The 18,673-nt window shown below is 57.6% G+C and carries 18 protein-coding genes and 1 pseudogene; 5 read left to right on the forward strand and 14 right to left on the reverse strand.

Going from position 1 to position 18,673, the window contains the following annotated elements; translation table 11 throughout:
- The first annotated feature begins 25 nt into the window (after window positions 1–25).
- The 3 genes from treC to nrdG all read left to right on the forward strand — a co-directional run bounded on the left by treC (window position 26) and on the right by nrdG (window position 4,840).
- The gene (treC, locus tag ACH1XZ_RS17035) at window positions 26–1,669 is read left to right on the forward strand and encodes an alpha,alpha-phosphotrehalase (protein WP_395596511.1); all 1,644 of its coding nucleotides are present in this window, start codon (window positions 26–28) and stop codon (window positions 1,667–1,669) included.
- Between the two features lie 395 nt (window positions 1,670–2,064).
- Complete coding sequence (gene nrdD, locus ACH1XZ_RS17040; protein WP_035892768.1) at window positions 2,065–4,203, forward strand: anaerobic ribonucleoside-triphosphate reductase; 2,139 nt, start codon at window positions 2,065–2,067, stop codon at window positions 4,201–4,203.
- A 172-nt stretch (window positions 4,204–4,375) separates the two neighbouring features.
- Complete coding sequence (gene nrdG / locus ACH1XZ_RS17045) at window positions 4,376–4,840, forward strand: anaerobic ribonucleoside-triphosphate reductase-activating protein (RefSeq protein ID WP_395596512.1); 465 nt, start codon at window positions 4,376–4,378, stop codon at window positions 4,838–4,840.
- Window positions 4,841–4,857: 17 nt separating this feature from the next.
- On the opposite strand, the gene ACH1XZ_RS17050 is transcribed toward nrdG, so the two are convergent.
- From ACH1XZ_RS17050 to pmbA, 12 genes are all read right to left on the reverse strand, one after another.
- Window positions 4,858–6,768, reverse strand: coding sequence for a BglG family transcription antiterminator (locus ACH1XZ_RS17050; RefSeq protein ID WP_395596513.1), 1,911 nt, complete (start codon window positions 6,766–6,768; stop codon window positions 4,858–4,860).
- 22 nt (window positions 6,769–6,790) lie between these two features.
- Window positions 6,791–7,942: a lactonase family protein gene (locus tag ACH1XZ_RS17055; protein ID WP_395596514.1), complete on the reverse strand. Its 1,152-nt coding sequence runs from the start codon at window positions 7,940–7,942 to the stop codon at window positions 6,791–6,793.
- Window positions 7,943–8,070: 128 nt separating this feature from the next.
- Window positions 8,071–8,811, reverse strand: a complete 741-nt coding sequence (gene dagF / locus ACH1XZ_RS17060; protein ID WP_395596515.1) for a 2-dehydro-3-deoxy-phosphogluconate aldolase — start codon at window positions 8,809–8,811, stop codon at window positions 8,071–8,073.
- Entirely contained in the window at window positions 8,808–9,926 is a 1,119-nt protein-coding gene (locus tag ACH1XZ_RS17065; protein WP_395596516.1) for a DgaE family pyridoxal phosphate-dependent ammonia lyase, read from the reverse strand. Before ACH1XZ_RS17065 ends, dagF begins: the two co-directional genes overlap by 4 nt.
- On the reverse strand, window positions 9,910–11,043 hold the full coding sequence (locus ACH1XZ_RS17070) for an amidohydrolase/deacetylase family metallohydrolase (RefSeq protein ID WP_395596517.1): 1,134 nt from the start codon (window positions 11,041–11,043) through the stop codon (window positions 9,910–9,912). Before ACH1XZ_RS17070 ends, ACH1XZ_RS17065 begins: the two co-directional genes overlap by 17 nt.
- Before the next feature lie 107 nt (window positions 11,044–11,150).
- On the reverse strand, window positions 11,151–11,795 hold the full coding sequence (locus tag ACH1XZ_RS17075) for a DUF4310 family protein (RefSeq protein WP_035892755.1): 645 nt from the start codon (window positions 11,793–11,795) through the stop codon (window positions 11,151–11,153).
- Window positions 11,796–11,807: 12 nt separating this feature from the next.
- Window positions 11,808–12,584 (reverse strand): DUF4311 domain-containing protein, encoded by a 777-nt coding sequence (locus ACH1XZ_RS17080; RefSeq protein ID WP_123651112.1) that lies wholly within the window; start codon window positions 12,582–12,584, stop codon window positions 11,808–11,810.
- 21 nt (window positions 12,585–12,605) lie between these two features.
- A complete protein-coding gene (locus ACH1XZ_RS17085) occupies window positions 12,606–12,905 on the reverse strand; it encodes a DUF4312 family protein (protein ID WP_395596518.1) in 300 nt (99 codons plus the stop codon).
- A 2-nt stretch (window positions 12,906–12,907) separates the two neighbouring features.
- Window positions 12,908–13,270 carry an SFCGS family glycine-rich protein gene (locus ACH1XZ_RS17090; protein ID WP_004206501.1) on the reverse strand — a complete coding sequence of 121 codons (363 nt, stop codon included), beginning with the start codon at window positions 13,268–13,270 and terminating at the stop codon, window positions 12,908–12,910.
- Between the two features lie 10 nt (window positions 13,271–13,280).
- Window positions 13,281–13,619, reverse strand: a complete 339-nt coding sequence (locus tag ACH1XZ_RS17095; protein ID WP_395596519.1) for a glycine dehydrogenase — start codon at window positions 13,617–13,619, stop codon at window positions 13,281–13,283.
- A 289-nt stretch (window positions 13,620–13,908) separates the two neighbouring features.
- Entirely contained in the window at window positions 13,909–14,295 is a 387-nt protein-coding gene (gene cybC, locus ACH1XZ_RS17100; RefSeq protein WP_064546963.1) for a cytochrome b562, read from the reverse strand.
- A gap of 60 nt (window positions 14,296–14,355) precedes the next feature.
- Window positions 14,356–15,696: a metalloprotease PmbA gene (gene pmbA, locus ACH1XZ_RS17105; protein ID WP_395596520.1), complete on the reverse strand. Its 1,341-nt coding sequence runs from the start codon at window positions 15,694–15,696 to the stop codon at window positions 14,356–14,358.
- Window positions 15,697–15,802: 106 nt separating this feature from the next.
- Between pmbA and yjgA the strand changes: the two genes are divergently transcribed.
- Both yjgA and ACH1XZ_RS17115 read left to right on the forward strand, forming a co-directional pair.
- Window positions 15,803–16,354: a ribosome biogenesis factor YjgA gene (gene yjgA / locus ACH1XZ_RS17110; protein WP_395596521.1), complete on the forward strand. Its 552-nt coding sequence runs from the start codon at window positions 15,803–15,805 to the stop codon at window positions 16,352–16,354.
- A 53-nt stretch (window positions 16,355–16,407) separates the two neighbouring features.
- Window positions 16,408–16,485: pseudogene (locus ACH1XZ_RS17115) on the forward strand (hypothetical protein); the annotation flags it as partial.
- A gap of 12 nt (window positions 16,486–16,497) precedes the next feature.
- On the opposite strand, the gene ACH1XZ_RS17120 reads toward ACH1XZ_RS17115, so the two are convergent.
- On the reverse strand, window positions 16,498–17,019 hold the full coding sequence (locus ACH1XZ_RS17120; RefSeq protein ID WP_395596522.1) for a GNAT family N-acetyltransferase: 522 nt from the start codon (window positions 17,017–17,019) through the stop codon (window positions 16,498–16,500).
- Window positions 17,020–17,172: 153 nt separating this feature from the next.
- Window positions 17,173–18,543: a UDP-N-acetylmuramate:L-alanyl-gamma-D-glutamyl-meso-diaminopimelate ligase gene (mpl, locus tag ACH1XZ_RS17125; RefSeq protein ID WP_106927557.1), complete on the reverse strand. Its 1,371-nt coding sequence runs from the start codon at window positions 18,541–18,543 to the stop codon at window positions 17,173–17,175.
- Window positions 18,544–18,673 lie beyond the last annotated feature (130 nt).

The raw sequence follows: 18,673 nt of genomic DNA on the forward strand, positions 1-18,673 counted from the left end.
CTGATTCTTATTAGAGGACAACCAAATGAATACACTACCTCACTGGTGGCAAAACGGCGTGATTTACCAGATCTACCCAAAAAGCTTCCAGGACACGACCGGCAGCGGAACGGGAGATCTGCGCGGCGTCACCTCACGTCTCGACTATCTGCAAAAGCTCGGCGTTGATGCCCTCTGGATAACGCCGTTCTACGTTTCTCCGCAGGTCGATAACGGCTACGACATTGCCAACTACACCGAGATCGACCCCTCTTACGGCACGATCGATGATTTCGATACGCTGGTTGCCGAGGCGCATCAGCGCGGCATTCGCATCGTGCTGGACATGGTGCTCAACCACACCTCCACCCATCACGCATGGTTTAAAGAATCGCTGAACAAAGAGAGCCCGTACCGCCAGTTCTATATCTGGCGCGACGGCACGCCGGACACGCCGCCGAACAACTGGCGCTCGAAGTTTGGCGGCAACGCCTGGCAGTGGGACGCGGCCAGCGGCCAGTACTATCTGCACCTGTTCGCCACCGAGCAGGCGGATCTCAACTGGGAAAATGAAACGGTCCGCGCCGAGCTGAAAAAGGTCTGCGAGTTCTGGGCCGATCGCGGCGTTGATGGCCTGCGCCTCGACGTTATCAACCTGATCTCCAAAGACCAGAGCTTCCCGGACGACCATCAGGGCGATGGTCGACGTTTCTACACCGACGGCCCGCGCGCCCACGAGTTCCTGCAGGAGTTCAGCCGCGATGTCTTTACGCCGCGCGGTCTGATGACCGTTGGCGAGATGTCCTCGACCACGCTCGAAAACTGCCAGCAGTACGCCTCTCTCGACGGCAAAGAGCTGTCGATGACCTTTAACTTCCACCACCTGAAAGTGGACTACCCTGGCGGCGAGAAATGGACGCTGGCGCGTCCGGACTTCGTGGCGCTGAAATCGCTGTTCAACCACTGGCAGCAAGGGATGCACAACCGCGCGTGGAACGCGCTGTTCTGGTGTAACCACGATCAGCCGCGTATCGTTTCGCGCTTTGGCGACGAAGGCGAACATCGCGTCACCGCGGCGAAGATGCTGGCGATGGTGCTGCACGGGATGCAGGGCACGCCGTACATCTATCAAGGTGAAGAGATTGGCATGACCAACCCGCACTTCACGACGATAGAGCAGTACCGCGACGTTGAGAGCCACAATATGTACAACGAGCTGCTGGCGCAGGGGCGTGATGCCGATGAGCTGCTGGCGATCCTTGCCAGCAAATCCCGCGACAACAGCCGTACGCCGATGCAGTGGGACGCCAGCCCTAACGCCGGTTTTAGCGAAGGCAATCCGTGGATTGGCGTCAGCCATAACTATGCGGAGATCAACGCCGAACGCGCGCTGGCGGAGCCTGATTCGGTGTTTTACGCCTATCAGCAGCTGATTGCTCTGCGTAAATCCGAGCCGGTGCTGACCTGGGGCGACTATGAGGATCTGTTGCCTGAACACCCGTCGCTGTGGTGCTACCGTCGTCAGTGGCAGGGGCAGACGCTGTTGGTCGCCGCCAACCTCAGCGGCGAGCCGCAGGCCTGGGAACCTCCGACGGGCTCCACCGATGGCGAAGTATTGATGAGCAACTACGATACCCCTGCGGGTATGACGTTGCGTCCGTTTGAAGCTATCTGGTGGCTTCAGCGTTAACCCTCCGGCCCGACAGCGCCCTGCTGCCGGGCTTCCTCGCATCACGCTGTTTTTTGGTCCTTTTTCGTACATTTATTGCACAATAAAATTTACATTATCTATAACGCCTGCCATATGTACTCTCGCATTTTTACTTTGTCCTGAATCAATAAAAGCGCAAACATGTTTGATGCAAATCACTACATATAGAACTTAAAATGCGTCCCGGCCCAACATATGGTATTTATCGTCTATCATTGCAACAACGATAATCACGAAAAAGATAGTCGGTATGTGGATAACCTGGGCCACACACGAGGGAAAGTATTGGTTAATGGAGCTATTAAGCCAATCGTCGTTTTCCCGCCTCTGTGGATAACCTGTTCTTATAACGTAATGATAAAATTGGAGTGATCATGACACCGCATGTGATGAAACGAGATGGCTGTAAAGTGCCGTTCAAGTCAGAGCGCATCAAAGAAGCAATTCTGCGTGCAGCTAAAGCAGCGGGAGTCGATGACGCAGACTATTGCGCCACCGTCGCAGCAATCGTTAGCCAACAAATGCAAGGTCAGGCGCAGGTTGATATCAACGTGATTCAGACCGCCGTTGAGAACCAGTTGATGTCCGGGCCGTACAAGCAGCTCGCCCGTGCCTATATTGAATATCGTCACGACCGTGACAGCCAGCGCGAAAAACGCGGCCGCCTGAACCAGGAAATTCGCGGCCTGGTTGAGCAAACCAACTCGGCGCTGCTGAACGAGAACGCCAACAAAGACAGTAAAGTGATCCCGACCCAGCGCGACCTGCTGGCCGGTATCGTCGCTAAGCACTACGCTCGTCAGCACCTGCTGCCGCATGACGTGGTGATGGCGCACGAGCGCGGTGTTATCCACTACCACGACCTCGACTACTCGCCGTTCTTCCCGATGTTCAACTGTATGCTGATCGACCTGAAAGGTATGCTGACTCAGGGCTTTAAGATGGGCAACGCGGAGATTGAGCCGCCAAAATCCATCTCTACCGCGACTGCGGTGACCGCGCAGATTATCGCGCAGGTAGCCAGCCACATTTACGGCGGCACCACCATCAACCGTATCGATGAAGTGCTGGCGCCGTTCGTTGCCGCCAGCTTCAACAAGCATCGTCAAACCGCCGACGAGTGGCAGATCCCGAATGCGGAAGAGTATGCCCGTTCTCGTACCGAGAAAGAGTGCTACGACGCGTTCCAGTCGCTGGAGTATGAAGTGAACACGCTGCATACCGCCAACGGCCAGACCCCGTTTGTGACCTTTGGTTTCGGTCTCGGCACCAGTTGGGAGTCCCGCCTGATTCAGCAGTCCATTCTGCGTAATCGTATCGCGGGCCTCGGCAAAAACCGCAAAACCGCGGTGTTCCCGAAACTGGTCTTCGCCATTCGCGACGGCCTGAACCACAAGCCGGGCGATGCCAACTACGACATCAAACAGCTGGCGCTGGAGTGCGCGAGCAAGCGCATGTACCCGGACATTCTCAACTACGATCAGGTGGTGAAAGTCACCGGTTCGTTTAAAACCCCAATGGGCTGCCGCAGCTTCCTCGGCGTGTGGGAAAACGAGGACGGCGAGCAGGTTCACGATGGCCGTAACAACCTCGGCGTTATCAGCCTCAACCTGCCGCGCATCGCGCTGGAAGCGAAAGGCGACGAAGCCGCGTTCTGGTCATTGCTGGACGAACGTCTGGTGCTGGCGCGTAAAGCGCTGATGACCCGTATCGCCCGTCTGGAAGGGGTAAAAGCCCGCGTGGCGCCAATCCTCTATATGGAAGGGGCCTGCGGTGTGCGTCTGAAAGCGGACGACGACGTTTCTGAGATCTTCAAAAACGGTCGTGCGTCTATCTCTCTGGGCTACATCGGTATCCACGAGACCATCAACGCACTGTTCGGCAACCAGCATATGTACGACAGCGAGATGCTGCGTGAAAAAGGCGTGGCGATTGTTCAGCGTCTGCGCGACGCCGTTGACCAGTGGAAAGATGAAACCGGCTACGGCTTCAGCCTGTACAGCACGCCAAGCGAAAACCTGTGCGACCGCTTCTGCCGTCTGGACACCGCCGAGTTCGGCCTCGTTGAAGGCGTGACCGATAAGGGCTACTACACCAACAGCTTCCACCTCGACGTGGAGAAGAAGGTGAACCCGTACGACAAGATTGATTTCGAAGCGGCCTACCCGCCAATCGCCAACGGCGGCTTCATCTGCTACGGCGAATACCCGAACATTCAGCACAACCTGAAGGCGCTGGAAGACGTGTGGGATTACAGCTATCAGCACGTGCCGTACTACGGCACCAACACGCCAATCGACGAATGTTACGAGTGCGGCTTTACCGGTGAGTTCGAGTGCACCAGCAAAGGCTTCACCTGCCCGAAATGCGGCAACCACGACGCCGCGCGCGTCTCCGTGACGCGCCGCGTGTGCGGCTATCTCGGCAGCCCGGATGCACGTCCGTTCAACGCCGGTAAGCAGGAAGAAGTGAAGCGCCGCGTGAAGCACCTGGGTAACGGGCAGCTCGGTTAAGTTCGAGCGGTTTATCCCCTCACCCTAACCCTCTCCCCCCCGGGGGAGAGGGAACCGTTCACTGCACCATCGTACCACCGTAGCCCGGCCGAGCGTAGCGACGCCAGGGCCGTCCCGGAGTCGGCGTACCGCCTCGTCCGGGCTACGATGGTTGCTAATCTGGAACGCGAACATGAATTACCATCAATACTACCCCGTCGACATCGTTAACGGGCCGGGTACACGCTGCACGCTGTTTGTTTCCGGCTGCGTTCACGAATGCCCCGGCTGCTACAACAAGAGCACCTGGCGCGTGAATTCCGGCCAGCCGTTTACCGCCGAGATGGCCGACCGCATCATCGCCGACCTGAACGACACCCGTGTAAAACGCCAGGGGATTTCCCTCTCCGGCGGCGACCCGCTGCATCCACAGAACGTACCGGAAATTCTCAAGCTGGTTCAACGCATTCGCGCCGAATGCCCCGGCAAAGATATCTGGGTCTGGACCGGCTACAAGATAGACGAACTGAACGCCGCACAGATGGAGGTCGTCGACCTTATCAACGTGCTGGTCGACGGTAAGTTTGTGCAGGATTTAAAAGACCCGGCGCTTATCTGGCGCGGCAGCAGTAATCAGGTGGTGCACCACCTGCGTTAACCCCCTACGTCAGCCGCTCAAAACCGGCTGACGCACTCCATCGCCACCGCTTTAAATTCATCAAAGCTGCGGGTTGCCGACAGGCGCGTCATGGCGCGCTCGCGAAGGAAAGTGACGAAAATATCGTAGATGGCCATCGCCTCTTCATACTCGCTTTTGCTGATCGCCAGCAGGAAGATGAGGTGGGCGGTTTCGTCGCCCCAGGCGATGCCCTGTGGGGCAATGACGGTGTAGACCACCGTTTTTTGCGCCAGCAGCCCCAGGGCGTGCGGCAGCGCGATGCCGTCGCCCAGCATGGTGCTGACAATGGCTTCACGTTCCACCACCGAGGCATGGAACGCTTCGTCGACAAACCCTTCCTGCTCAAGCTGCTGGCAGAGTTCGGCAAACAGTGTCTGCTGGTCCGTCGGCCCATCGATAACCCGAAAATGGGCAGCGTCGAAGAACTTATTCAGCATCCACGGGCGCGTGCGGTCGACTAGCACCAGCTTGCCAATCTGGTCCAGTTGGTAATCCGTGGGGAACGGTGAAATGGTGACGACCGGCTTCTCTTTTTCGCTGATGCGCACCGTGGAAATGACGAAATCCTCGCTCACGCTTTCCCGCTGTTCGTACTCGCGCTGGGACAAGGTGGCGGCAATTTCCACCTGCGGGTATTTGCGCTGCAAAATGGCTTCAATCACTCGCACCATGGCGTTACCAGCATCGCACACCAGCAGCACCTTCGGCTGGCGCTGATAGCCGATATTGTAATGACGTTCTAGCCCCACGCCGATGTGCAGCACCAGAAAACCGATTTCGTTTTCGCTGATGGTGTACGGCGTATATTTCCCCCAGCTTGAAACCGCCGCCAGCGTCATATCCCACGCCATCGGGTAGTGCTGCTTGATGTTATCGAGCAACGGGTTGGGGATCATAATCTGGTAGCGCACGCGGGTGATCATGGTTTTGATGTGGGTCAGCAGATCCGCGTGCAGCTGCGCGTCCTCCAGCAGGTTGTAGTTATACTGCTGATTGATATAGCGCAGGATGTAATTCACCAGCGCTTCGTCATCGTCGGCGCTGATGGTTTCCGGATCGACGTCCTGCACCTGCCGAGCAGCAAGGTGTACGCACAGCCAGGCCTCTTCGGCCTGGGAGAACGGCTTTCCGGTGAGTTTTTGTAGCGCGCTGGCCACGTCATGAGCCACATCACGCACATTTTGCGCGACCTCTTCGGCGCTGAAGTCCGCCAGTGGATAGCCGTCACTCACGCGTCGTGCCGCCACCGCGCCGTACAGACAGATAAATCGCTCACCCACGTCGGTGAGGCGCACACGATGGCGCACCAGCGTTTCTTCCAGTACGGCTTCCAGCATGGCTGGCACGGTGTCATCAAACGCTTCCTGGCGAATCATCGGGTTCAGCGGCCCCTGCTGGCTGAGTTCCCACAGCAGATCAGTTAAGCAGGCGCGCACCGATACCTCGCTGCCAAACAGCTTCATACCGTGGCGCGGGCGGGTCTCGAGCGTCAGTTGATAGCGCTGAAAGCGCTCACGCACTTCCACCATATCGCCCTGCAGCGTCGCGCGGCTGACAAACCACTCGTCAGCGAGATCCTCAAGCTTGATAGAGAACGCCGAAGTCAGAAAGCGCACTAGCAGAAAGTGAATGCGATCCTGCGCGGTGCGGGGAATGTGCTGCGGCTTAGGCGCGCTCTCTTCCAGCGTCTGATAGCGGGAAGGATCGTCAATCTTCAACTGATAGCCGCTGCCGCGGGCTAATACAAACTGCGCGCCGTAGTTCATCAGCAGCTCGTTCAAAGCGGTGATATCGGCGCGTACGGTACGGGTCGAAACCGACAAGCGCTGCGCCAGTTCATCCTGCGGCAGCGTTTCGTTTTGCAGCAGAGTAAAGAGTTGCGCTAAACGTTGATTGGGAAATCTCATGTCAGTTCCTTGCTGTTACGGCTTAGGGTTGGGCAGAAATCACCATCTGCGACGGGCTGCCAACCGGGGTGTAGTCCGGAGAGAACGTCAGTTTTCCGTCCTTCGGCGCGACGCTAAAGCGGGTGATATTGTCGCTACGCTGATTCATCACATAGAGCCAGTGCCCCTGCTTATCCAGCGTTAACGTTCGCGGATAGTCGCCACGTGTCCAGATGTCATCCTGATGCTTCAGGCTGCCATCGGCCATCACGGTAAAGTGGGCGATACTGTTGTGTAAGCGGTTAGCGACGTACAGCTGTTTGCCGTCATGGCTTAATACCAGACCGGCGGCAAAGCTGGTGCCTTTGTACTCTTTCGGCAAGGCAGAGACCGTTTTCCCTTCGCGCAGCAGTCCGCTCTGTTTATCGAGGTGATAAAAGGTCAGCGTGGAAGCTTCTTCATTGATCAACCATAGTCCATCCCCGGCAGGGGTGAAGACAAAATGCCGCGGCCCCGCCCCGGCGGACGATGCGGCGATAAACGGCGGATCGTTCGGCGTCAGCTTGCCGCTGGCGCTGTCCATTCGGTACTGATAGATCCGGTCGAGCCCCAGATCGGTGGAGAAAACAAACTGCCCGCTCGGATCGGCCGAGATCATATGGGCATGCGGGCCGTTGTGATCGCTGACGGCAAAGCTGCCTTCAGCCGCCGCAGCCGGTCGCGCTGCGCCCGCGGGACCTTGATCCTGATGCACATCGACCGCCTCACCCAGGCTGCCGTCCTCTTTCACCGGTAATACGGCAATCGACCCGCTCACGTAGTTGGCGACCAACAGATGGCGACCATCTGGCGTCAGCGAGAGATAGACCGGGCCCGCGCCGCCGGAAGCCACCTGATTCAGCTCGCTAAGCTCGCCGCTCGCGGCAATGCGCCACGCCTGCACTACGCCTTTTTCTGCTTCACTGGCGGCGTACAGGGTTTTGCCATCCTGGCTGACGGTCAGCTGCGCGACATTCGGCAGCGAACTGACGAGCGCTTTATCGCGCAGCTCGCCGGTTTGGCCATCGACGGTAAAACGGTACAGACCTTCGCCGTTAGGGTTGTAAGTACCCACCCAGGCATACTGGGTTTGCGCGACGGCGCTGGCGGCAAGCAGAGAGAGTGAAGCAACAAGCAGGTGACGAGCGGTTAGCATGGTGACTCCTTGATGGTTCGGTGGGGTTTTCCCCTCACCCCGGCCCTCTCCCCATAGGGGCGAGGGAGAAAACCGGGCGGTCCCCTCTCCCCTATGGGGAGAGGGTTAGGGTGAGGGGGTTAATCGCACTACTTAACAAGCTGTTTCGTCATATCCAGCAACTGACGCACATCTGCCGGACGCGTATTCCCGCTCGCCTTATCAATAATCGAGCTATAGATATGGGGGATAATTTTGCTAACTCCAGCATCCAGCGCAATTTTCAGGATTTCACCGTAGTTATCGAGGTCAATGCCGCCGGTTGGCTCCAGCCAGAAATCATGGCGCGCGCAGGCTTCCGCCACCGCGACAAACTCATCGCGATGCTTCAGGCCGCCCATCGGGAAGTATTTAATCGAGCTACCGCCCATATCTTTCAGCAGGGCAATCGCCGTTTCCAGCGGCACAATGCCGTCCGGCGCATTGCTGGACAGCGGACCGGTGGAGATTTTGACCCTGCCGACGGTGCCGGTTGGCGACACCAGGCCGTTGACCACGGTCTCGTTCTGCCCCAGCAGCGCGCGGCTGGTGGCTACACCCGTGAAGACCTGGTTTACGTGCTGCGGCTGCACCTGACGGGAGATTTCGCTGACCATCGCCGACTGGTTCGGGTCGCCCGCGCCAAGACCAACGGAGAGCGCGTTATCAATCAGCTTGGCGTATTCGCGCATATCGGCCACCGCGCTGGCGATGTCCGGATAGTTTTTGGAGAGCACGCCCACCAGCACATGACCTTCTGCCGCTGCGTAAATCTCGCTGGCGTTCTGCTTGCTGCCTGCCAGAACGTTCAGGCAGACACGGTCACGGTAAAAGTTTGGGGTCAGTTTCATGCTTTTTTCTCCTGGTTTAAGACTTCAGCAATACGACGGGAGACAATCTCCAGCTGCTGCGCATCCACGCTGCGGACATCGGCTTCGATAATGCCTTCATTGGCCTTGTAGCCGCGGAAGTAAATGGCGTATTCGCCCTGCTTCAGTGCCGCCACCAGGTCACCGGTGTGAACGCCGGTCGCGGCTTCATCAAATTTAATCTCGGCGCGCGCAATATCGCGGCCTGCGCTGTCCCACACCACGCGGGCGGTTACGCCGTTGAGCGTATTAAGCTGATTGATGAATGGGGTCATTTTCGCCACCATCTCTTCGCCGCTCTCTTTGGTCGCCGTCAGGTAATGTTCAATGGCACAGGTCAGCCCAAGAATGCCCTCTTTACCCACCTTCATGGCACGGCCAATGCCGTTCGACTGACGTTTGACCCACTCCACGTACTGGGTTTTACCGATAACCAGCCCGCTGGTTGGCCCTTCAATGGCCTTCGCGCCGCTGTAGATAACCAGGTCCGCACCCGCGCGGTAGTAGGCCTGTAAATCTTCTTCCGCCGCTGCATCGACAATCAGCGGCAGATTGTGGCTACGCGCGACCACCGCGGCCTGCGCCACGTTGAGCATGCTTTTCTGCACGCAGTGGTGGGATTTAATGTACAGAATGGCTGCGGTACGCGGGGTAATCGCCGCGGCCAGCTGGTCGGCAGAGCATTCGTTGGCGTAGCCCGCTTCCACCAGCTTGCCGCCGCCCAGCGCCACCATGGTGCCGACCGGCGCGCCGAAGTTAACGTTGTGGCCTTTCGGCAGCACGATTTCGTTGTTTTCAATCGGGGTGACGTGCAGGTTTTCCAGCAGCCAGTCGCTGTCTTTTACCAGCACCGCCGCCACCGACTGCGCAATCCCGGCAGAGGCGCAGGAGACAACGGTCGCCCCTTCTACGTCCAGTAGCTTCGCGATGTAGGCACCGGTTTTATTCACCAGATCTTTCATCTCGAAGTACTGGTTCATGCCCGCCATCGCGGCTTCCACCACTTCCGGGCGCGGCGTAGAAACACCGAGGATCGTCATACGGCCGGAGGTGTTAATCACCTGTTTTAAATCATATTTCTCAAAAATCGAAGGCATTTTCCGCACTCCCTTGTTCGGTCAGATAGCCCTTGCCCGCACGAATCGCGGCAAGCGGCAGCAAAATCTTGTCAGCCTGAAGGCTCTCTTTTTCCGCATCCACCAGCACCGTTGGCGTCTGGGCAACGGTAAACAGCGTCAGGTCGGCGTCATACCCCACCGCCAGTTGCCCTTTACGGCTCAGGCGCAGGCCGTCGGCGGCATGGGCGGTGACGCAGTCAATGACCTGCGGCAGCGACATGCCGATGGCGAGAAACTTCGACATCACCAGCGCCAGCGAGCGTACCGGGCCGTCAATGCGGTTACGGCAGTAAATATCGGAGCTGATGGTGTGCGGCAGAATGCCCATCGCAATCGCCCGGCGGGCCACTTCAAAGCTGAAGCTGGCGGTGCCGTGGCCGACGTCGAGACGCACGCCGCGCTTTAAGGCGCGCACGATGGAGCCACGCAGTTCGCCTTCCGGCGTCAGAATACGGTTCGGTTTACCGTTGTAGCAGTGGGTGATGATGTCGCCGGAACTCAGCAGTTCAGCGATTTCATCGAGGTTTGGCGGGTTGTTGCCAATGTGCACCATCAGCGGCAGGTCGCCATTTTCTTTCTGGATGGCTTTGCCGCGCTCCAGCGGCGTAATGCCGTTTTCGCCGACTACGCTGCTGCTCATGCGCGCTTTCAGGCCGACGATAAAATCCGGGTGGCGCGCTACCGCCTGCTTCACCGCTTCCGCATCGATATTGGCCATATTGGCCAGTTCGTTCTGGGCAATCAGCCCGACGCGGGAGATATTGAGCAGCGCATACACCTCGGTCGCGGCTTTGCGGGTCAACTGGTAGAAATCATCCACATCATCGGCACCGGTACTGCCAGCATCAATCACGGTGGTCACGCCGGTGGCGATACCGACGCTGTCCGGTTCGTCGTGGTAAATCGGTGAGTTCGGGTAGCAGTGGACGTGGGAGTCAATCCAGCCAGCGCTGGCGTAGTATTTGCCGTCAAGGTCGATGGTTTTCAGGGCAGGCGCGCTAATCTCGCCCAGCGCCGCGATTGAACCGTCCTTGATGGCGATATCAGTCAGGGTATCGTCGACGAGGCGCGCACGGCGCAGGAGTAAATCAAACATATCTCTCTCCTGTTGGAATGGGGGCGTGTAGGCCTGATAAGCGCAGCGCCATCAGGCGGCGTTGCCGGATGGCGGCTACGCCTTATCCGGCCTACAACGAAACGCTATCAACTAATAGCCACCGGGAAGATAGAGCCCAGCAGCATCGCACCCAGAATGGCGCCGCCGGTAATCGGCTTCTGCCAGACATAGAAAATCAGCGCGCCAATCAGTGAGCCCACACCGATGGGAATCGAAGCGGTCATGGCGCTGAGGATAATCAACGGGCCGAGGAAGCGACCGGAGGCGTTACCCGCGCCCATCATCACGTCGGCCCCGTAGGTGGAATCGCTCTGATTGATGGTGAACTTACGCGCCAGGATGATGATGTAGCCAATCGCCAGACCAATCACCAGCCCGGTAATCAGGGAGGCGATAAAGTTGGTCACCGGGAACATGATGCCCGCCCCCAGCAGCAGCGCTGGAACCCCCAGGCCAACCCCGGTCTGGATAGCACCGCCGATGTCGAGTATCCCCACCAGCGAACCTTCGATGATACGGGCGAACAGGAAGCTCGCGCCGAACGCGGCAACGGCGCCGTAAGCCCCGGTATCAATCCCGGCTTTCAGCATCGCCACGAAAGCCACTTCGTTAAAGGCGCCGATGCCGTAGAGGTAGTACATATGCGTCCCGGCGAACACGCCGGAGGAGAGCAGGCCAACGAAGATCGGGAACGACCAGTCGGCATACCAAAAACCTTTATTTTGTTCCATGTCAGGCTCCCGTTATTTGCCGCTGATTGAGCTGTGGATCAGATCCAGCCAGTTCGGTACGGTCAGGTGGAAGGATTCAATCATCTTCATGTCGAAGCCGCGGAAGAAGGCGCTCAGGACGAATAGCGCAACGATAGCGCCCATCATCACTTTAGTGACGCGATGCCAGCCGCTCTCTTCAACGCCCTTACCAATCAGAATACCCAGCACCAGGCCCGGTACGGCGTTACCCATAATCAGCTGCGCTGCGCCGCCGAAGATGGTGGCCCAGAAGCCTGATTTCTTACCGGCATCAATCGCCGCCAGCCAGAAGATAACCGGCATCACGGTGTTCACCAGCAGATTGGCCGCCGGAACCAGCACCTTAACGGCGGTCACCTGCAGCGCCTGCGGTACGGAAGAGGCCGTCAGGTTAAGGAAGGCCACCACAATCATGCCGATAATGCCGCAGGCAATCGCCATTTTGCGTGGGTCATGCAGCGTCTCGCCGACGTTGCGATTTTTCACCATCAGTGCCGCCGCGCCCCAGTTCGGGATAATGCGGTGGTCAACATCCTGGGTGAAGGAACCTGCTGCGACGGAAGAAGCCCAAGCGTTAAAGAAGAAGCCGAGGCCAAAGGAGAAGTGGGAAGCCGGATCGCCTTCACAGGAGTTCAGCTCGCCCAACGTACGAAACGCCCCCATCCCCTGCGTGGTGGGCGCGTGAAACATGCGTGCCGCTCCGGCGCCCACGCCGACGCCAACCAGGCCGCCGATAATGAGCGATTTTATTAAAATTATCAGGAACATAGTCTGACCCTTTGGTGAAAATCAGGTGTGCGTGACGAAATCCACTTTATCGATATCAATGGCGGTCACGTTGACGGTCACGTCCAGCTCCACGCTGTACGCTCGTCGTTCACGGCGTAAAAAGAAGAATAAGAACGCCTCTTTTCGTACCGCTTCGCGCGCATGAACAACCTGCACATCCTGTGGCTCAATACGCAGTAAGATGCGCGATGATGTTTTCATCACCGCTGCCTGCACGTGGTTCAGGGCATCGGCGAACGCCCGTGTTTTGCTCTCGCCTTTGCCCGTGACCCTCACCGTGGTGGTGAATTGCTCTTTCATACTCAAGCGCCGTACTTCTTCTTCCAGGCCTCTACCAGGCGTTCACCCAGCTCTTCTTTGTCCATAAAGCCGAAGCCCAGCACGTTGCAGCCTTCGTTGATGGCGGTAACGCCCTCTTCCACCGAACGCATGCCGTATTTCGCTTTGTAGCCATATTTGGTCTGCGCGGTGATAGCACCCGCACCGCCGCTGCCGCAGAAGGAGATACCGAAGGTCGCGTTCTCAGCCTTCATCATGTCGCCCAGCTTCATGTCGGCGGCGACGCCCGGTACCACAACTGCACGAGCACCGGCTTTTTCCGCGCCAGCGGCAACTTTTTGTCCTTTACCCAGGCGGTCGCCAATTACTACGGTGATCTGTTCCATTTGTTGCTCCTTACAGGTTGTCTTTTGCTACTTCGAAGTGAACGGACAGCAGCCAGGCCTCTTCATCAGGCAGGTTGCCAAAATCCGCGACCACTTCGCGGGCAAGCATCATTGAATCGTCAGAAATTTCTTCAAACAGGCTTTCATCCACTTCCGGCAGCGGCTCGCCGCTGATGGACCGGTGGGCCATGGCCCGCACGTGGGAGGTCAGCATTTGCTCCTGCACGTCGTTAGGGGTGATACCGCGGCGGCGTAACAGTGCGAACACCTGCTGCAACATCTTGTCGGCCAACCGTTCGGTCTGTAGCGCCTGCTCCCCTGCGTCGTGTATTACCGCTCCGTTATTCACTCGTGTTACCCCGCTAATGTCTCTGGGGATAAACCTAACGCCGGGGGATGGGAGTTTGTAGCGAGTTGTTTTCCACTTCGAAGTGGAAAGGTAGACGGCTTGAGTGATCGGATTCACACATTCATCACGAAAATAACGATTTCGATATATTCGCGTGATGAATGTCACGTCTGGGGAGAAAGGTCATTGGAAAGGCGAATGGTAAAACGAAGGTAAAAAGTGTGATATCGGTGGAGTTTTCGGGGGGAGAAAGACGGAAGGCGTCAGGCGACACCTTCCGGAGATAGGATTAGCGGAACTTCTTGTGGTTCTCGTTGCGGGTAGTTTTGAAATCTTCCGCAGCGGCCTGGGCTTCTTTCACTTTGCCCTCGTTCGCCAGCTTCAGCGCACCGTCAATCTGACCAATCAGCGTATCCATACCATGACGATAGTCTTTCATTTCTGCGCTGTCAGCCGCTTTGCCTTCCAGCTTCGGCGGGGTCTCTTTTTTGGCGTCTTCCGCCGCGGTACGCATTTTCGTCAGCGCCGCTTTCAGCTCACCCGCATCGGAGGTCTTCTGCACCACCTGCAGATTTTCCGCCAGAGTGTCCATATCTTCGCCCAGATCGGCGAAGGCAGAAGCCGAACCCAGCGCCAGCGCGGAGACCGCCAGCATCGCAACCAGTTTTTTACGCATTGCTCACTTCCTTTTTATTATTTAAGCGAACGGGCGCAGCAGGATGCGCCCAATACGTGATTACTGTCCGGCGATTTTCATCTCCGGAAGCAGTACGGAACCACATTGAATGTTACTGCGTGTCTCAATATCGTCGGCGATGGTGACCATATTGCGCCACATGTCTTTCAGGTTGCCAGCGATGGTGATTTCACTCACCGGATATTGAATTTCGCCGTTCTCAACCCAGAAGCCGGATGCACCGCGAGAGTAATCGCCGGTGATGCCGCTAACACCCTGCCCCATCAGTTCTGTCACGACAAGACCCGTGCCCATCTCTTTAAGCAACTTTTCAAAACTCAGGCCGCGACCGGCAATACGCCAGTTGTGAATGCCGCCCGCGTGACCGGTGCTCTTCAGGCCCAGCTTACGCGCGGAGTAGTTGGTCAGCAGCCACTGGGTCAGCACGCCGTCTTTAATGATGTCGCGACGTTCGGTGCGCACGCCTTCGCCGTCAAACGGCGTAGACGCCAGCCCTTTCAGCAGATGCGGATGCTCTTCAATGGTCAGCCATTCAGGCAGAATTTGCTTGCCGAGAGAGTCCAGCAGGAAGGTGGATTTACGGTACACCGAACCACCGGCAATCGCGCCCACCAGGTGGCCAAACAGCCCGGTCGCCACTTCATTCGCGAAAATCACCGGCGCTTTCATGGTAGAGAGCTTACGCGGCTCCAGGCGAGACAGGGTGCGACGCGCACACTCTTCACCGACCCACTCAGGGGATTTCAGATCGCCCAGCGCGCGGCCAATGGTATAGGCGTAGTCACGCTCCATGTCACCGTTCACTTCGGCAATCACGCAGCTGGACAGGGAATGACGGGTAGAGCAGTAGCTTTGCAGCATGCCGTGGCTGTTGCCGAAGACTTTAATGCCGTAATGGCTGTTGAAGCTGCCGCCTTCGGTGTTGGTAATGCGTTTGTCAGCCTTCAGGGAAGCCTGCTCGGCGCGGGCCGCCATTTCGATGGCTTCATCCGGGGAGACTTCCGCCGGGTGGAACAGGTCAAGATCCGGGGCGTCAAAGGCCAGCAGCTCTTTGTCTGCCACGCCAGCACACGGGTCCGGCGAGGTGTAGCGCGCAATGTCTAACGCCGCCTGTACGGTACGGGCGATCGCATCCGGGCTCAGGTCGGTGGACGATGCGCTGCCTTTGCGGTTCTGGTGATACACGGTGATCCCCAGCGCCCCGTCGCTATTAAATTCGACGTTTTCGACTTCACCATAACGGGTGCTTACGCCGATACCGGTGGTCTTGCTGACCGCCACTTCCGCGCCGTCTGATTGACTGGCTGCCAGTTCCAGCGCCATAGAGACCGCTTTTTCCAGCGCAATACGTTGTTGTGCAACTTGTGTGATCACTTTCATCGTCTAAGCCATAATCTGAGGTAAAGTTAAATGAAGTCTAACAGAGAACCCTTTCTCAGTATGCGCTCAAGCTGTTAGTATTAGCCTCTTTTTTAAGGAGCCTGAAATGACAAAGCAGCCCGAAGACTGGCTCGACGACGTCCCCGGTGATGATATCGAAGACGAAGATGATGAAATTATCTGGGTCAGCAAGAGTGAAATTAAACGTGATGCCGAAGAGCTGAAGAAGCTTGGGGTAGAACTGGTTGAGCTCGGTAAGAACGCGCTGGATAAAATCCCGCTGGACGCCGACCTGCGCGCCGCCATTGAACTGGCGCAGCGTATTAAGATGGAAGGCCGCCGCCGCCAGCTGCAGCTGATTGGTAAAATGCTGCGTCAGCGTGACGTAGAACCTTTCCGCCAGGCGCTGGATAAGCTGAAAAACCGCCACAACCAGCAGGTTGTTGTTTTCCACAAGCTGGAACAACTGCGTGACCGTATGGTTGACGGTAGCGATGAAGCCATCGAAGAAGTGATGAACCTGTGGCCTGACGCCGACCGTCAGCAACTGCGTTCGCTGGTGCGTAACGCCAGGAAAGAAAAAGCCGGTAATAAGCCGCCGAAATCTTCCCGCCAGATCTTCCAGTATCTGCGCGAGCTGTCCGAAAACCAGGACTAAGCGTTGAGAAAATGCCCTCTTCGTGAGGGTATTTTTTTATCTGCGTGTGACCGCCTGATGGCGCTTCGCTTATCAGGCCTACAATTGGCACCGAATGTAGGCCGGATAAGGCGTTTACGCCGCCATCCGGCAATGATGCCTCGTTATGCCATCACAATCCGGCACAAATCATCGTTGAAGCGCTGGTACTGCGCCTCGTCAATCGGCTGCGGGTAGCTCAGCACGATCAGTTCGTGATCGGCGATACCGGGATGATAGGTCGGGTGCGCGTGCGGCCACGGGTTGGCGAAGAATCCCATGCTTTCATAGAAACGCAGGCGCTTGTGGGCTATCTCGGTGGTCAGCGGGTCGATTTCCAGAATGGTTTTCGCCGCACGTTCAAGGATTTGCCCCAGCAGGCGTTTGCCGTAGCCCTGCGAACGCAGGCTGCTGTCGACCGCCAGATGTTCAATGTAGACGTAGCCGTCGAACGCCCAGCATCCGCTCATGCCGATAAACTGTTCGCCGTCGAACCACGCTTCCAGCGCGTAGTGCGGGGAGTTGAGCGCGCGCTGCTTGGCGGGGAGTTCGCGCTGTTCGTGCCAGGGGAAGGCGTGGGTGTAAAGCGTGTCTAGTGGGGGGAATAGGACGGAGTCGGTTGAGGTGATTTTTTTAGCGGTGAGCATTTTTGGGTTCCGGGGAAAGGGCTGGATCGAGCGAGCTCCCCTCACCCCGGCCCTCTCCCCAAAGGGGCGAGGGAGAAAACCGTCCGGTCCCCTCTCCCCCGTGGGGAGAGGGTTAGGGTGAGGGGAAACCCGCTCAGCGCAAAAACAGGCGAATTATTCCTGCTGCGCTTTCTTCGCCAGCCCGTCGAGCAGCTTCTGATGAATGCCGCCGAAGCCGCCGTTACTCATCACCAGAATATGGTCGCCAGGCTCGGCGCTCTTCACAATCATATCGGCCAGCGTATCCACGTCGGCGCTCCAGTGCGCAGGCTGCACGCAGGCTTCCGCCACTTCCGCGACCTGCCACGGAATATGCTGAGGCTGCAGCAGGAACACTTCATCCGCGCGGCCCAGAGACGGCGCCAGGTCGTCTTTGCAGACGCCCATTTTCATGGTGTTCGAACGTGGCTCCAGCACGGCGATGATTTTCGCGGTACCGCCAACTTTGCCACGCAGCGCTTGCAGCGTCGCGAGGATAGCCGTTGGGTGGTGCGCGAAGTCGTCGTAAACGCAAACGCCGTTGGCTTCGCCGCGAAGCTCCAGACGACGACGGGCGTTGATAAAGCTGCCCAGCGCGTTGGCGGCATCGGCTGGGGTCACACCCACATGACGCGCGGCGGCAATCGCCATCAGACCGTTATGCATGTTGTGCTCGCCCACCAGGCCCCACTTCACTTCACCCACTTTCTCACCGTCGAGCAGCACTTCCCACTCGGAGGCGTCAGTGTTGAGCTTTTTCGCCTGCCAGTGGCCCTGTTCGCCCACCAGCTCCTGCTCGCTCCAGCAGCCCATCGCCATCACCTGTTTCAGGTTCGCGTCGTTTTCCGGCAGGATGATGCGACCTTGACCCGGAACGATACGCACCAGATGGTGGAACTGTTTCTGGATTGCTTTCAGATCGTCGAAGATGTCCGCGTGATCGAACTCAAGGTTGTTGAGGATCAGCGTGCGCGGGCAGTAATGCACGAATTTGGAACGCTTATCGAAGAAGGCGCAGTCGTATTCATCGGCTTCAATCACGAAGAACGGGCTGTCGCCCAGACGCGCGGAAACCTCGAAGTTACCCGGTACGCCGCCGATCACGAAGCCCGGCTTGTAGCCGCACTCTTCGAGGATCCAGGTCGCCATACCGGCGGTGGTGGTTTTACCGTGGGTACCGGCAACCGCCACAACCCAGCGGTCGCGAAGCACGAAGTCGTGCAGCCACTGCGGGCCGGACATGTACGGAATGTTCTTCTCCAGCACCGCTTCTACACACGGATTACCGCGCGTCATCGCGTTGCCGATGATCACCAGGTCCGGCTGAGGGTCGAGCTGACTTGCGTCATATCCCTGAATTAAATCAATACCTTGCTTTTCAAGCAGCGTGCTCATCGGGGGATACACATTGGCATCCGAACCCGTGACTTCGTGACCCAGCGAACGGGCCAGCATCGCCAGACCGCCCATGAAGGTGCCACAAATACCCAAAATATGAATGCGCATACGTCACTATCCTTTTTTTATCTGCTTCGCATTTTACCCATATGTTTGCCGTCATAGAAATGCATTTCAGGATATTCCGTAGTTTGCTGGCGCGATTCACCTGTGCGTATTTTTTTTATTCTTTGTTAAG

The sequence above is a fragment of the Kluyvera chengduensis genome (genome assembly GCF_044197065.1).
Taxonomy (GTDB): domain Bacteria; phylum Pseudomonadota; class Gammaproteobacteria; order Enterobacterales; family Enterobacteriaceae; genus Kluyvera; species Kluyvera ascorbata_C.

Bases quoted from the DNA above. Each gene is read 5' to 3' on its own strand.
- treC (WP_395596511.1), top strand. From the start codon at position 26: ATGAATACACTACCTCACTGGTGGCAAAACGGCGTGATTTACCAGATC.
- nrdD (WP_035892768.1), top strand. From the start codon at position 2,065: ATGACACCGCATGTGATGAAACGAGATGGCTGTAAAGTGCCGTTCAAG.
- nrdG (WP_395596512.1), top strand. From the start codon at position 4,376: ATGAATTACCATCAATACTACCCCGTCGACATCGTTAACGGGCCGGGT.
- ACH1XZ_RS17050 (WP_395596513.1), bottom strand. From the start codon at position 6,768: ATGAGATTTCCCAATCAACGTTTAGCGCAACTCTTTACTCTGCTGCAA.
- ACH1XZ_RS17055 (WP_395596514.1), bottom strand. From the start codon at position 7,942: ATGCTAACCGCTCGTCACCTGCTTGTTGCTTCACTCTCTCTGCTTGCC.
- dagF (WP_395596515.1), bottom strand. From the start codon at position 8,811: ATGAAACTGACCCCAAACTTTTACCGTGACCGTGTCTGCCTGAACGTT.
- ACH1XZ_RS17065 (WP_395596516.1), bottom strand. From the start codon at position 9,926: ATGCCTTCGATTTTTGAGAAATATGATTTAAAACAGGTGATTAACACC.
- ACH1XZ_RS17070 (WP_395596517.1), bottom strand. From the start codon at position 11,043: ATGTTTGATTTACTCCTGCGCCGTGCGCGCCTCGTCGACGATACCCTG.
- ACH1XZ_RS17075 (WP_035892755.1), bottom strand. From the start codon at position 11,795: ATGGAACAAAATAAAGGTTTTTGGTATGCCGACTGGTCGTTCCCGATC.
- ACH1XZ_RS17080 (WP_123651112.1), bottom strand. From the start codon at position 12,584: ATGTTCCTGATAATTTTAATAAAATCGCTCATTATCGGCGGCCTGGTT.
- ACH1XZ_RS17085 (WP_395596518.1), bottom strand. From the start codon at position 12,905: ATGAAAGAGCAATTCACCACCACGGTGAGGGTCACGGGCAAAGGCGAG.
- ACH1XZ_RS17090 (WP_004206501.1), bottom strand. From the start codon at position 13,270: ATGGAACAGATCACCGTAGTAATTGGCGACCGCCTGGGTAAAGGACAA.
- cybC (WP_064546963.1), bottom strand. From the start codon at position 14,295: ATGCGTAAAAAACTGGTTGCGATGCTGGCGGTCTCCGCGCTGGCGCTG.
- pmbA (WP_395596520.1), bottom strand. From the start codon at position 15,696: ATGAAAGTGATCACACAAGTTGCACAACAACGTATTGCGCTGGAAAAA.
- yjgA (WP_395596521.1), top strand. From the start codon at position 15,803: ATGACAAAGCAGCCCGAAGACTGGCTCGACGACGTCCCCGGTGATGAT.
- ACH1XZ_RS17120 (WP_395596522.1), bottom strand. From the start codon at position 17,019: ATGCTCACCGCTAAAAAAATCACCTCAACCGACTCCGTCCTATTCCCC.
- mpl (WP_106927557.1), bottom strand. From the start codon at position 18,543: ATGCGCATTCATATTTTGGGTATTTGTGGCACCTTCATGGGCGGTCTG.